General features: G+C 53.1%; 13 protein-coding genes and 1 riboswitch. Of the genes, 9 read left to right on the plus strand and 4 right to left on the minus strand.

Annotation, left to right across the window (positions count from 1 at the left end; all coding sequences use genetic code 11):
• The first annotated feature begins 25 nt into the window (after positions 1–25).
• From Q9292_RS04425 to Q9292_RS04435, 3 genes are all read left to right on the plus strand, one after another.
• Entirely contained in the window at positions 26–904 is an 879-nt protein-coding gene (locus Q9292_RS04425) for an alpha/beta hydrolase (protein WP_313985248.1), read from the plus strand.
• Positions 891–2,465: an FAD-binding domain-containing protein gene (locus Q9292_RS04430; RefSeq protein ID WP_313985251.1), complete on the plus strand. Its 1,575-nt coding sequence runs from the start codon at positions 891–893 to the stop codon at positions 2,463–2,465. The genes Q9292_RS04425 and Q9292_RS04430 overlap by 14 nt, the downstream gene beginning before the upstream one ends.
• A gap of 367 nt (positions 2,466–2,832) precedes the next feature.
• The gene (locus tag Q9292_RS04435) at positions 2,833–3,840 is read left to right on the plus strand and encodes a serine protease (RefSeq protein WP_313985254.1); all 1,008 of its coding nucleotides are present in this window, start codon (positions 2,833–2,835) and stop codon (positions 3,838–3,840) included.
• Between the two features lie 83 nt (positions 3,841–3,923).
• Here Q9292_RS04435 and Q9292_RS04440 read toward each other — a convergent pair whose 3' ends face one another.
• Positions 3,924–4,073 carry a hypothetical protein gene (locus Q9292_RS04440; RefSeq protein WP_194749138.1) on the minus strand — a complete coding sequence of 50 codons (150 nt, stop codon included), beginning with the start codon at positions 4,071–4,073 and terminating at the stop codon, positions 3,924–3,926.
• Between the two features lie 226 nt (positions 4,074–4,299).
• A riboswitch (S-adenosyl-L-homocysteine riboswitch) is annotated at positions 4,300–4,382 on the plus strand.
• Between the two features lie 93 nt (positions 4,383–4,475).
• On the opposite strand from Q9292_RS04440, the gene ahcY reads away from it, so the two are divergent.
• The 3 genes from ahcY (at position 4,476) to metF (ending at position 7,225) form a co-directional block, all read left to right on the plus strand.
• Positions 4,476–5,885 (plus strand): adenosylhomocysteinase, encoded by a 1,410-nt coding sequence (gene ahcY, locus Q9292_RS04445; RefSeq protein ID WP_194748830.1) that lies wholly within the window; start codon positions 4,476–4,478, stop codon positions 5,883–5,885.
• A 103-nt stretch (positions 5,886–5,988) separates the two neighbouring features.
• The gene (locus Q9292_RS04450) at positions 5,989–6,339 is read left to right on the plus strand and encodes a phage holin family protein (protein ID WP_194748829.1); all 351 of its coding nucleotides are present in this window, start codon (positions 5,989–5,991) and stop codon (positions 6,337–6,339) included.
• A gap of 58 nt (positions 6,340–6,397) precedes the next feature.
• The gene (gene metF / locus Q9292_RS04455; protein ID WP_194748828.1) at positions 6,398–7,225 is read left to right on the plus strand and encodes a methylenetetrahydrofolate reductase [NAD(P)H]; all 828 of its coding nucleotides are present in this window, start codon (positions 6,398–6,400) and stop codon (positions 7,223–7,225) included.
• A gap of 72 nt (positions 7,226–7,297) precedes the next feature.
• Here the strand turns inward: metF and Q9292_RS04460 are convergent, their stop codons facing one another.
• The 3 genes from Q9292_RS04460 to Q9292_RS04470 form a co-directional block, all read right to left on the minus strand.
• A complete protein-coding gene (locus Q9292_RS04460) occupies positions 7,298–7,765 on the minus strand; it encodes a DUF494 family protein (RefSeq protein WP_275357717.1) in 468 nt (155 codons plus the stop codon).
• Between the two features lie 78 nt (positions 7,766–7,843).
• The gene (gene dprA / locus Q9292_RS04465; protein WP_194748826.1) at positions 7,844–8,956 is read right to left on the minus strand and encodes a DNA-processing protein DprA; all 1,113 of its coding nucleotides are present in this window, start codon (positions 8,954–8,956) and stop codon (positions 7,844–7,846) included.
• An 11-nt stretch (positions 8,957–8,967) separates the two neighbouring features.
• Positions 8,968–10,005: a LysM peptidoglycan-binding domain-containing protein gene (locus tag Q9292_RS04470; RefSeq protein WP_275357716.1), complete on the minus strand. Its 1,038-nt coding sequence runs from the start codon at positions 10,003–10,005 to the stop codon at positions 8,968–8,970.
• Positions 10,006–10,171: 166 nt separating this feature from the next.
• On the opposite strand from Q9292_RS04470, the gene def reads away from it, so the two are divergent.
• The 3 genes from def (at position 10,172) to htpX (ending at position 12,576) form a co-directional block, all read left to right on the plus strand.
• Positions 10,172–10,687: a peptide deformylase gene (gene def / locus Q9292_RS04475; protein ID WP_194748824.1), complete on the plus strand. Its 516-nt coding sequence runs from the start codon at positions 10,172–10,174 to the stop codon at positions 10,685–10,687.
• Between the two features lie 14 nt (positions 10,688–10,701).
• Positions 10,702–11,622 carry a methionyl-tRNA formyltransferase gene (gene fmt / locus Q9292_RS04480; protein ID WP_313985268.1) on the plus strand — a complete coding sequence of 307 codons (921 nt, stop codon included), beginning with the start codon at positions 10,702–10,704 and terminating at the stop codon, positions 11,620–11,622.
• Positions 11,623–11,706: 84 nt separating this feature from the next.
• Positions 11,707–12,576 carry a zinc metalloprotease HtpX gene (gene htpX, locus Q9292_RS04485; RefSeq protein WP_194748822.1) on the plus strand — a complete coding sequence of 290 codons (870 nt, stop codon included), beginning with the start codon at positions 11,707–11,709 and terminating at the stop codon, positions 12,574–12,576.
• The last annotated feature ends 108 nt before the right edge of the window (positions 12,577–12,684 follow it).

Raw genomic sequence — 12,684 nt, forward strand, 5'->3', positions numbered from 1 at the left:
ATCTTGGGCATGGTCATCAATGCCTATGAATCTGCAAAATCCTCAATTGACGCGGCGTAGCTGGTTGACTGGCTTGGCCGGTCTGCTGCTTTCGGCCTGTCGGCCAGTCACTTTGTTAAACGCGGTGATTCCCGATAAAGGTATGCGCATCCATCGCGATATCGCTTTTGGGCCGTACAGCAGGCAGCGCCTGGATATTTATCAGCCACGTGACCATGCTGCAACACCACGCCCTGTGGTGTTGTTTTTTTATGGCGGTAGCTGGGAGTCTGGCAGCAAGCAAGATTACCTGTTTGTGGCGGAGGCGTTGACGTCACAAGGCATGCTGGTTGTGATTGCCGATTACAGGCTCTATCCCGAACTTAAGTTTCCGCAATTGATGCAAGACCCCGCTCTGGCATTGCAATGGGTCAAGCAACACGTGGCCGAGTATCAAGGCGATGCGTCGCGTGTCTTCTTGATGGGGCATTCTGCAGGCGCACATCTGGCCGTCATGCTGACCCTGAATGCTGCCTATCTGGCGGCTGTCGGATTATCACCCACGGCGATTAAAGGCACCATAGGCCTGGCCGGGCCTTATGACTTTTTGCCGCTCACTTCGGATACGTTGCGCGCGATTTTTGCACCTGCTGAGCAGGAGTGGCAATCACAGCCTATCCGTTTTGTCAGCGGCCAACATCCGCCTTTACTGCTGCTGGCCGGCCTGAAAGACCAAACCGTTTGGCCCAGAAACTCGATCAATCTGGCGCGTGCGCTTGAGGCGCAAGGCAGCGAGGTCAAGTTGCTGACTTATGCCAACTACAACCATGTGGATATGGTCGCCAAGCTGGCCAGACCCCTGCGCGGCAACAGTCCATTGCTGCAAGATATTTGCGACTGGATTGGCCAGCATGCCTCTGCGTGATGTGCATGTGGTCTGGTTTAAGCGCGATTTACGTGTCGCGGATCATGCCGCGCTGTCTGCCGCCTGTGAGGCTGGGCCGGTTTTGCCGCTCTTTATCTGGGCCCCACAAGTGTGGTCGGCAGAGGATGCCAGCCTCAGTCAGGCCATGTTCGTGCGCGAGTGTTTGCAGGGGCTGGCAGATGCCTTGCAACAGCTGGGATTGCATTTGCATGTCTATCATCACGACCCCTTGACGCTGTTACAGAGGCTGCATGCAAAATTTGGGATCGCCGGACTGTATAGCCACGAAGAAACCGGCAATCATCACACCTATACCATCGACCGGCAGGTACAAGCGTGGTGCAGGATGCAAGGAATCGTCTGGCAGGAATGGCCGCAGAATGGGGTGGTGAGACGCCTGTCAGACCGGCAACAGTGGCAAGCGCAGTGGGCGTTACGCATGCAGGCCCCTGTCATTGCGGTGCCTGCATCCGGACTTGCTGTTCGGTTACCGGATCATGGCTTGGAGCGGTTGCCAGCAGTGGCTGGCCACGCGCAAGCGGAACGTCAGGTTGGCGGTATAGGGATGGCTGAGGCGGTGATGGCGGATTTTTTGACGCGCCGCGTACATGGTTATCAGCGGGGGATTTCCAGCCCGCTCAGTGCTGTCCAGGCCTGTAGCCGCCTGTCACCTTATCTGGCATGGGGCGCTGTGAGCCTGCGTACCGTGGTACAGGCTACCCGGGCCCGTGCGCAGCAGACTGAAAACGTGCAACAGCGCCGTCAGCTGCACAGTTTTGAAAGCCGCTTGCACTGGCATTGCCATTTTATGCAAAAGCTTGAAAGCGAACCGCGGATTGAACACCAGAGTTTTTACCGGGGCTTCGAGGCACTACAGTCCCGGTTACCCGATGCTGGGGTCGCCTTACGTTTACAAGCCTGGCAGGCTGCCCAGACCGGCTGGCCACTGGTAGATGCCTGCATGCAGATGCTCAATCAAAGCGGTTGGCTGAATTTTCGCATGCGCGCCATGCTCATGAGTACCGCCAGCTATTTGTTGCAACTGCCCTGGCGGCCAAGCGGGTTGCATCTGGCCAGTGCTTTTGTTGATTACGAGCCGGGGATTCATTGGCCGCAAGTGCAAATGCAGTCTGGCACGACCGGCATCAATACATTGCGCATTTACCATCCGGTTAAACAAGCCTTGACTCAGGACCCTCAGGGGGTGTTTGTCCGCCAGTGGCTGCCTGTTTTGAGACAGGTGCCAGACAGCTGGATTTTTGAACCCTGGCGCATGCCTCCGAGTTTACAGCGGCGGTATGGCTGCCTGATTGGCCGCGACTATCCTATGCCCATGGTTGATATTGGCGAGGCCATCCAGACAGCCAAGCAGGATTGGTTTGCAATCAGGCAGACCATGCCAGCGCATGCTGTCGCAGATATTTTGCAGCGGCATGCTTCGCGCAAGTCGCGCCATTTTCCCAAGGTAGACCGTGGCAGTCTCCGCAAAAAATCAAATCGGAGTGCGGCTTCCGTGAGTGCACAAAGCTTGGCAGCATCCCAGCTTTCACTGCAGTTTTAGCCGTTCACCCGTTGCTGGTGTTTGCAAAACCGATAAGGTGTGCGACTCGGTAGTGCATGCACTGATTTTGCGCACTGATTTTGTGCGTGTGCTGAGCGGTCTGCTGCGGCACTTCTGGCCGCTCGCTCAAGCAGTCGACTGAGAGACTACAGTGATACGACAGTTATTTTTCCGTATCTCATTGATTTGTATATATAAATATAAAATCTCTCCTTTCTTTCTCATGGTCTCCCCATAGTCTGGCGGTAAGTGAGCCCGCATTCTCCAGCTTGGAATACGTTTTGCTATAAACAGTTTAAGAAGCTTTCCAAAACGTATTACAGGTAGTGCATTCCTTGTTGCCTACCTTCGCAGATTGGAGCAAGACATGGCAAAATGGTTGATCGGATGTTTGTTAGGTTGCCTGGCAATCCCATTGATGGCAGAGCCTTCTGCCGAGCTCATGCAGGCGTTGAACAGCCGCGTGCTGCGTGTGCAAGTCGGCCTGAAAAACGGGCAATACGGGCTGGGTTCAGGCGTCGTGGTGGCTGAAAATCAGGTCGTGACCAACTGCCATGTGGTTGCCAATGCCACTAGTATCAGCGTGGTCAGTGGCGGGGCGGCTTACCATGCCGTGGGTGTCAAACCGGATTGGAAGCATGATGTTTGCATGCTGCAAATGGATGACCTGCCGATTAGCCCAGTCACCATGAAGTCCAGCCGCGATCTCAAATACGAACAGGCAGTGTTTAATATCGGCTATCCGAGTTTTGTCGCCGCGCCTGTGAGCAGCCAAGGGGTGGTCAAGGGGCTGTTTGCCATGGATGACTCCGTGATTGTGCGGGCAACCAGCAGTTTTAGACAAGGCGCCAGTGGTGGTGGTCTGTTTGATGAGACGGGTGCGTTGGTCGGCCTGATTACACTCAAGAGCCCTGGTAAAGATGCCTACTACTATTACATGTCGATTGATTGGGTTCAGGCTTTGATCGCGCAGCCAGCGGGCCCGATTGTAGTCAAAAGCGAGCTGCCTTTCTGGGGCAAGCCGGCAGCTGAATGGCCTTATTTCATGAAAGTGGTGTTTCCTTACCTGCACAAGGACTGGGCTGGTCTGAAAACAATTGCCCAGCAATGGACGACTCAGGAACCTCATAATACAGAAGCATGGTTTTATCTGGCCGCCGCTGAATATGAAACCAAGGATCTCACCATGGCTGAGCAACACTTGCACCGTGTCGTCAGCATGAACGATCAGCATAGTCAGGCTTTTTATTACCTGGGACTGATTGCGGAGTCCAACGGTAAACATATCGAAGCCTTGGCCAATGTGGATACGCTGACACAGCTGGATGCCGAAAAGGCTGAAGAGCTCAAAGTGGCGATGAAAACCTTGCCTTGATGCGAGGCTGGCGGTGTTGTGTCAGCCCCAATACAAAAGCGCCTTAACTGGCGCTTTTTTCTTTTGATGTCGGGACGGTTTGCTTAGGCGACGGCCAGATCCAGCTCTTCGACATGATAGTAATGTTCATCATCCCACAGGGTGAAGTCTTGTGCGGTATACATGGCTTCCTGAAAATGATGAAAGGTTGCGATGCAATGATTTTCTTCATCCATTACTTGATACATGGTCATAGTAATCACCTTTCTATACTAAATGAGGATATTTGAGAACGTGATGTCATCATGGCACAGGCGGGTGAAACTGATTTGACAGAGTAGCAGCAGGTAATTCGGTCAATTTAATGAATCGGTAAAGAGGGTATTTCTAGGCAGCTATTTGAGCAGGTTTTCAGTGGTTGTTCTTTGATTGCTCAGGATTTGTTTTTTGTAAAATCCTTGGGTTCGCGTATAATTCGCAACTTCTGAGGAACGCTGCGAGAGTCACTCGACTCCCAGGCTCAGAGCATTTGCTGTAAAGCATCTCAACGGCGTTCACTTTTCACTGTGCGAGCACGGAAAAAAGGTGAACAACGTTGCCACCGGTTCTTATCGAACTTTTCCTGCTCAGTTTTCATTTTTTTAAGGATTTGAAACATGAATACTGTAGCTGATATCAAAGATTATGTAGTCGCAGACATGGGCCTGGCCGCCTGGGGTCGCAAGGAAATTGCGATTGCCGAGACTGAAATGCCTGGCCTGATGGCAATCCGCGAAGAGTACGCGGCGCAACAGCCACTGAAAGGCGCGCGCATTACTGGCTCTCTGCATATGACTATCCAGACCGCTGTGCTGATTGAAACACTGAAGGATTTGGGTGCTGAAGTGCGCTGGGCTTCTTGCAATATTTTCTCAACCCAGGACCATGCCGCCGCTGCGATTGCCGCGACGGGTACTGCCGTGTTTGCCGTGAAAGGCGAAACGCTGGAAGAGTATTGGGATTACACCCACCGTATTTTTGAGTGGACGGATGGTGGTTACTCCAACATGATTTTGGATGATGGTGGCGATGCGACCCTGTTGCTGCATTTGGGTAGCCGTGCCGAAAAAGATTTGTCTGTGGTGGCGAACCCCACTTCAGAAGAAGAAATCTGTTTGTTTAACGCCATCAAGGCCAAGCTGAAAACAGACCCTACCTGGTACTCCGTGCGTTTGGCTGCGATTAAAGGCGTGACCGAAGAAACCACCACGGGCGTGCACCGTTTGTATCAAATGCATAAAGAAGGCAAGCTGGCTTTCCCTGCGATTAACGTGAATGACTCTGTGACCAAGTCCAAGTTTGATAACTTGTATGGTTGCCGTGAGTCTCTGGTGGATGGCATCAAGCGTGCGACCGATGTCATGATCGCAGGCAAGATTGCCGTTGTTGCGGGTTACGGTGACGTGGGTAAAGGGTCTGCACAAGCATTGCGTGCCTTGTCTGCCCAGGTTTGGGTGACCGAGATTGACCCGATTTGTGCCCTGCAAGCCGCGATGGAAGGCTATCGCGTTGTGACCATGGATTATGCCGCTGAACATGCGGACATTTTTGTCACAGCGACGGGTAACTACCACGTTATCACGCATGAGCACATGGCCAAAATGAAGGATCAGGCGATTGTGTGTAACATTGGTCACTTCGACAATGAAATCGATGTTGCCAGCATCGAAAAATACCAGTGGGAAGAGATCAAGCCACAAGTCGATCACGTGATTTTCCCGGACGGTAAGCGCATCATCTTGCTGGCCAAGGGCCGTCTGGTCAATTTGGGCTGCGGCACAGGTCATCCAAGCTATGTGATGAGCTCCAGCTTTGCCAACCAGACCATTGCGCAGATTGAGTTGTTTACCCAGACCGACAAGTATCCGGTTGGCGTTTACACCCTGCCTAAACATCTGGATGAAAAAGTGGCGATCTTGCAGTTGAAGAAACTCAATGCGCAATTGACCACCTTGACCGATGCACAAGCAGCCTACATTGGCGTGAGCAAAACCGGCCCATTCAAGCCTGAGCATTATCGCTATTAATCACGCGCTTTTCAGCGTGCGCTAAACCATGCCGCCCCTGCGCCAGATGTTCTGGCGCAGATTTGGTGTACACTTTGCCTCATCTTTCATCCAAGGAGGCGGCATGTTTAAACTACTGGTTGTTTGGGTACTCAATGCATTGGCACTGATGGCCGTGGCTTATCTGGTCCCAGGCATTCAAGTGGCCAATTTCAGCGCTGCGCTGGTGGCTGCTGTCGTGATTGGTCTGGCCAATATGCTGGTGAAGCCGATTCTGGTGCTGTTGACCTTGCCGATTACCTTGCTGACGTTGGGACTGTTTCTGTTAGTCATCAATGGTCTGCTCTTCTGGTTTGTCGGCCACCTGTTGCAAGGCTTTGTCGTCAATAGTGTGATGACTGGCGTCATAGGCGCCCTGGTGTATAGCGTGATTGCCTGGATCCTGAGTGCGATTGTGTTCAACGAAAAAGACTGACCCCTGACCATCCCCGCATCTGCCTGAAATCACGCGTTTAGAAATAAAAGAGAAAACAGTGAATCAAAAAATCGCTTACAGTTTTGAGTTTTTTCCGCCCAAAACGGCGGAAGGCATGGCGAACCTGCGTCAAGTACGCAAAGAGCTGGCCGTATTCTCTCCCGAGTTTTTTTCCGTCACGTTTGGTGCGGGGGGCTCAACCCGCGACCGTACCATGGACAGTGTGCTCGAAATCCAGGCTGAAGGCCATGGTGCAGCCCCACATATCTCCTGTATTTCTTCCAGCAAAGAAGAAATCCGCGAATTGCTGCAAGCCTATCAGGCGAAAGGCATCAATAGACTGGTGACCTTGCGTGGCGATATTCCCTCAGGCGAAGTGAGTGCGGGGGATTTTAAATATGCCAATGAGTTGGTGAGTTTTATCCGCGCCGAGACCGGCGACTGGTTTCACCTGGAGGTGGCGGCTTACCCCGAGTTTCACCCGGAAGCCGGCTCGGCACAAAAAGACCTTGAAAACTTCAAGCGTAAAATCGATGCTGGCGCAGATTCGGCCATTACACAGTATTTTTACAATGTGGATGCCTATTTCCGTTTTGTAGAAGCGGCGCAGAAGCTGGGTGTCACTGCACCGATTATTCCCGGCATCATGCCGATTTATAACTATACGCAACTGGCGCGCTTCTCCAGTGTGTGTGGTGCCGAGATTCCACGCTGGCTGCGTATGCGGCTGGAAGCCTATGGCGATGATATGGCTTCATTGCGCGCTTTTGGCGCGGAGGTGGTCACTGATATCTGTACCAAACTGATTGAGGCAGGCGTAGATAAAATGCACTTCTACACCCTGAACCAGGCCGGCATTATTGGCCAGATTATCAGGCAACTGTAGTCGTAAAAATACTGGTAAACAAAAAAGCGCGGACTGAATCAGCCGCGCTTTTTTTTGTGTCGCTCTGTTGGGTTATTGCAATGACAAACCTTGCGGGTTAAACAAGGCATCTTCAACAAACAGGTAATCCTGCTTGCGCGTTTCGTCCCACAGCACCATCATGGTGATCCAGCGGATATCTTCCATGCTCAAGGTTTCTTGCGGCAAGACCATGGCACGATCAATAATCAGGTCGCGCTCATAAGCCGTGATGATGTCGCTTCTTTGTAGCAAGCCCAGAAAGTTCAGACTGTCGTCACTGATCTTGTTGCGTTCCATCTCGCAATAGACGCGAATCGCAAACGGGTCGTGCTGGTATTGCGGCTGTTGCACCGAGCGACGCAGGTCTTTCACCCAGCCCACGGCATGTAAAATATCCTGGTGGTTAAACCCGGCCTGGGAGAGCTCATAGGCCATGATGGTTTCGTCTGTTTCTTTCAGCTCAAACGCATCATGCTTATCCCAATAATTTTGATAGATAAATATCAGTACTTCCAACATGTCTAAATTCTCCTCAAACACGCTGCTCCGCTATTAGTAGTGAATAGCAGCGATACTGGGGTGGGTCTGAACCGAGCTTTAAACCAATCGCTGGAATTGGCCGTTGGCGAGATGGCTGACCACACCTTCTAATTCAAGTAGTGTTAGCATGGTGGAAACTTGTTCGGGCGTCAACCCGGCGCGGGCCGCAATGAGCTCTGCAAAGATGGGGTCAAACCCCATGCAAGCCAGGACAGGACTGGCTTCGGCGGGTAGATTAGTCCAATCGGGTAGTGACCCATTCGGGCTAATCGAAAGTGCGGGGTTGGGCAGGCGGACATGCTTCAATTCGCTGACAATGTCCTCGGTGGACTCGACGAGCTTTGCCCCTTGTTTGATCAGCGCATGGCACCCTTTGGACACCGGCGAGTGAATAGAGCCCGGAATGGCGAAGACTTCACGGCCCTGTTCGATCGCTAGTCTTGCCGTGATCAGTGAGCCGCTATCAATATTGGCCTCTACCACCAGGCAGCCTTCAGACAGGCCACTGATAATACGGTTGCGTCTGGGAAAATTGTGTGTCAAAGATGGCGTCCCTAGTGGATACTCGGAGAGCAACAAGCCATACTGCACAATCTGATGGGCCAAGGCTTTATGCCGTGCCGGATAGACAATATCCAGCCCGGTGCCGACCACGGCAATCGTGGCACCATCTGCTTTGAGCGCGCCTCTGTGTGCGGCGCCGTCTATGCCTAATGCCAGCCCGCTGACTACGGCAAATCCGGCCCGGCACAAGCTTTCGGCAAACTGTTCGGCGGTTGACTCGCCTTGCGGTGTGGCATGGCGGCTACCGACAATGGCCAGGCCAGGCCGCTTGAGCATTTGCAGGTTGCCTTTGGCATAGAGCACGGGCGGCGGCTGGTCTATGCTGAGCAGGCGTTGCGGATAGTAGGCATCCGCCAATGTGATCAGGTGGTTATCTGGTTGTGAGAGCCAATCCAGTGTCTTGGCAATATGCGGGTCTTCTGGCGCTTTTTGTATCCCTTCGGCGACGTCTTTGCTGACCAGTTCGCACAAGCTGCTGTAGGAGGCGGCCAGAATCGCCTGCGGGGTTTTAAAGTGCAGCAACAGCTGGCAATAGGTGACACTACCCAGCCCTTCGACCAGGCTTAAGGCAATCCAGGCTGCGCTCTCTTCAGGATCTGTGACCATCAGTGCGGAGATCAGGGGGTACGCACCACGTCTTCCACATGGATAGGTTGCGAGGCCTGCATGACGAGCGCGTATGACAGCTTGGGAAAGGTTTTGAAGACCATCACCAAGCCGACAGGCTCATCCGGCAACTGGATCGTGACCGGATGTTTAGGGTCTGGGGATTCGGGGTCTACCATGCTGTCGCCTTTGCGCAGCACCGAAAGCACATGACCGTGCTCCAGGCCTTGCGCTTCGCCGCGATTGAGCACCACCACACGGCCATATCCAGTTTCGTTGATGCCTTCGCTCACGCGTGCAATCTGGCCTTCAATCTGGCGTTCGGGCGCATGCGGCACATAAGGCGGGCTGAGAGAATCTTCCATCGCAATCAGTTTGTCTTTAACCGCAATTTCCTCTTTGGCCTGGGTCACGGTCAAGGTGGCAGGTTGGCCTGCGTGCAGCAGCTTAGCCTCCCCCAGATAATGGGCTTCTGTGCCTAGCAGCTCACCATTTTCAGGGTTTTTGATCGCCTCCCCCTCTCGGTAGATTGCCCAGGCGTTGCGTGGACCGTCTGGCAGGCCCTGCACATAAATGCGTGTGCCAGGACTCAGAATCTCACGTTCTTCCTGCGCCGCCACAATTCTGGGCGCCGACTTGAGCGCCTCTGGTGCAATTAGCATGGGCTTGGTCAAAAAGGGCTGGATGATATTGGGCTGTATGGCGGGGATGGCATCGCCTTTGATTGGCGTGACTATCATGCCAGGCTCCAGGGTGACAGATTCGCGCACCAGTTTGAGTACGGGTTGGCCGCTGCTGGTGTCGAGCACGATGACATCCCCCGGATAAATCCAGTGCGGATCTTTAATGCTAGACCGGTTTAATTGCCAAATCTGTGGCCATTGCCATGGATTTTTCAGAAACTTGGCCGAAATATCCCACAAGGTATCGCCTTTGACGACGACATGCCGGTCGGGGTGCTGCGGCCGCAACGGAATTTCTTCTGCCTGTAACAATAAGCTGCTACAAGCCAGCGCAAGCGAGGTTATAATTTGAACAATTTTCGTCATGTGGCGTCTCTGTTTTATGCGACACAAATGGATGGGCTGTACCTGCGCACAGCCACTGCGCAATATCAACCAATCTAGCATGGCTTTAAAGTTCTGATCAAGGTGAAAAAGCAGGCGTTTTGCCCTGTTTTTGCACAAACTATTTGAATGGAAAGATTTGTAGAGCATGGCACTACTTCCAATTTTGCAATATCCGGATCCACGCCTGCATACGGTGGCCAAACCGGTGCAAGTATTTGATGAGGCATTACAGCAACTGGTCAGCGATATGGCTGAGACCATGTATGATGCGCCAGGCATAGGCTTGGCTGCTACGCAGGTCGACCAGCACATCCAGTTGATCGTGATTGACTTGAGCAAGGAAAAAGACGATTTGCTGGTGCTGATCAATCCTAAAATCATTGCCCAGTCGGGTAGCCAGGATTATGAAGAGGGTTGCCTGTCAGTGCCTGGTATCTATGAAAGTGTCACGCGCGCTGAATTTATTACCGTCGAAGCGAAAGATGTGCATGGCAACACTTTCAGGTTGGATGCGGATGGATTGCTGAGCGTCTGTATCCAGCATGAAATGGATCATTTGCTGGGCAAGGTGTTTGTGGAGTATCTCTCCACGCTCAAACGTAACCGTATCCGGACCAGAATGGTCAAGCACGCGCGTGAAATCGAGCGCAACAGTTATTAAGTCAGGAAGGTTGCATGCGTATTATTTATGCCGGGACCCCGGAGTTTGCAGTACCGGCTTTGCAAGGACTCATAGACGCGGGCCATGACATTGTCATGGTGTTGACGCAACCAGACCGCCCCGCGGGCCGTGGCATGCAGTTAAAAGCGAGTCCGGTCAAACAGCTCGCCTTGCAACACGGCTTACGTGTTTTTCAGCCAGAAAGCCTTAAGCCCGCCGAGGTGCAGTCCGAGATTGCAGCGGTCAACGCCGAGGTGCTGATCGTTGCGGCCTATGGCCTGATTATTCCGACCGCGGTGCTGAACATCCCGACGCGAGGCTGTTACAACATCCATGGCTCCTTGCTGCCACGCTGGCGCGGGGCTGCGCCCATCCACCGGGCCATTCTGGCCGGGGACACCGAGACGGGCGTCACCATCATGGAGGTGGTGCCCAAGCTGGATGCCGGCAATATGATCAGTAAATGGTCGGTGGCGATTACTGCAGCGGATACCACGCTGACCTTGCATGATGCGATCAGTCGTGAAGGCGCGCGCTTGATGGTCGAGGCGATGCAGACCTTGCAAGATACCGGTTGCCTGGCCTCTGAAGTACAGGACGAGGCGCTGGTGACCTATGCGCACAAGCTCGAAAAAGCCGAGTCAGCCATTGACTGGACGCAATCTGCCCAGCAACTGTCACGTCAGGTTCGTGCATTTAATCCCTTTCCGGTCGCTACAGCCAAATTTAATGATCAAGTCTGCAAACTGTGGTTTGCTCAAGCTGTGGCTGGTCAAGGCGAGCCAGGCACTGTGTTGCAGACACATCCGCTGCAGGTGGCTTGTGGCGAAGGCGCATTAGAACTGCACGAGTTGCAGATGCCAGGTGGCAAGCGCCAAACGGCACAACAGTTTGTGCAGGGCCAGCATGTGCAAGTCGGCGACCGCTTTTTCTAGTCAATCTGGTGCAGGCATTGAAAAATGCCTGCCATCCCCGCATATTAAAGTCGATATTACTCACCGAATTGTGAAGGAGTCACTATGTTAGGTAACTGGACCAAAACCTTTGTGTTGATGGCCGCGATTACTGCCCTGTTTGTTGCGGTGGGCGGCGCGCTGGGTGGCCAGGGCGGCATGTTGCTGGCGCTGTTGCTGGCAGGCGGCATGAACTTTTATGCCTACTGGTTTAGCGACCAGGCGGTGCTGAAAATGTATGGCGCAGTTGAGATCAATGCTGAAAATAATTTTGGTAATGGGCAGTTCCGCAACTATTACAACATGGTCAAAGAGCTGGCCGAGCGGGCCCAACTACCCATGCCGCGTGTGTTCGTGATCAATGAAAGCCAGCCGAATGCGTTTGCTACCGGCCGCAACCCCGAGAACGCTGCCGTGGCAGCTACTACCGGCATCATGCAGATTTTGAGTGAGCGCGAATTGCGCGGTGTGATGGCACATGAGCTGGCGCACGTGAAACACCGCGATACCTTGATCTCTACTATTTCCGCCACCGTGGCCGGGGCCATTTCATCGATTGCGCAATTTGGTCTGATGTTTGGCGGGCATCGGGAGGGCGAAGACCGACCCAATCCCATTATTGGTATTTTGATTATGATTCTGGCACCCTTGGCCGCTTCGCTGATCCAGATGGCGATTTCACGGTCGCGTGAATATGAAGCAGACCGCATGGGGGCTGAGATCAGTCGCGACCCGAAAGCCTTGGCGGCCGCGCTGGAGAAAATTCACAATTATGCGCATCAGATTCCCAATATGACTGCCGAGCAACACCCGGAAACCGGGCAGATGATGATTATCAACCCCTTATCAGGCGCAGATCTGGCGGGGCTGTTCAGCACCCACCCGCAGACCGAAGAGCGGATCCGCCGGTTATTGGCGCTGGCTAACCAGTATTAAACGCGATTTCAACAGACAAAAAAGGCTTTCGCAAGAAAGCCTTTTTTATTGTGTGTGTTTTTGTCTGTGTATTTGGGGCGCATCAAGTAGAATAGTCTTTTTTTCACC

The organism is Methylophilus sp. VKM B-3414 (assembly GCF_032248435.1).
In the GTDB taxonomy this organism is placed as follows: domain Bacteria; phylum Pseudomonadota; class Gammaproteobacteria; order Burkholderiales; family Methylophilaceae; genus Methylophilus; species Methylophilus glucosoxydans.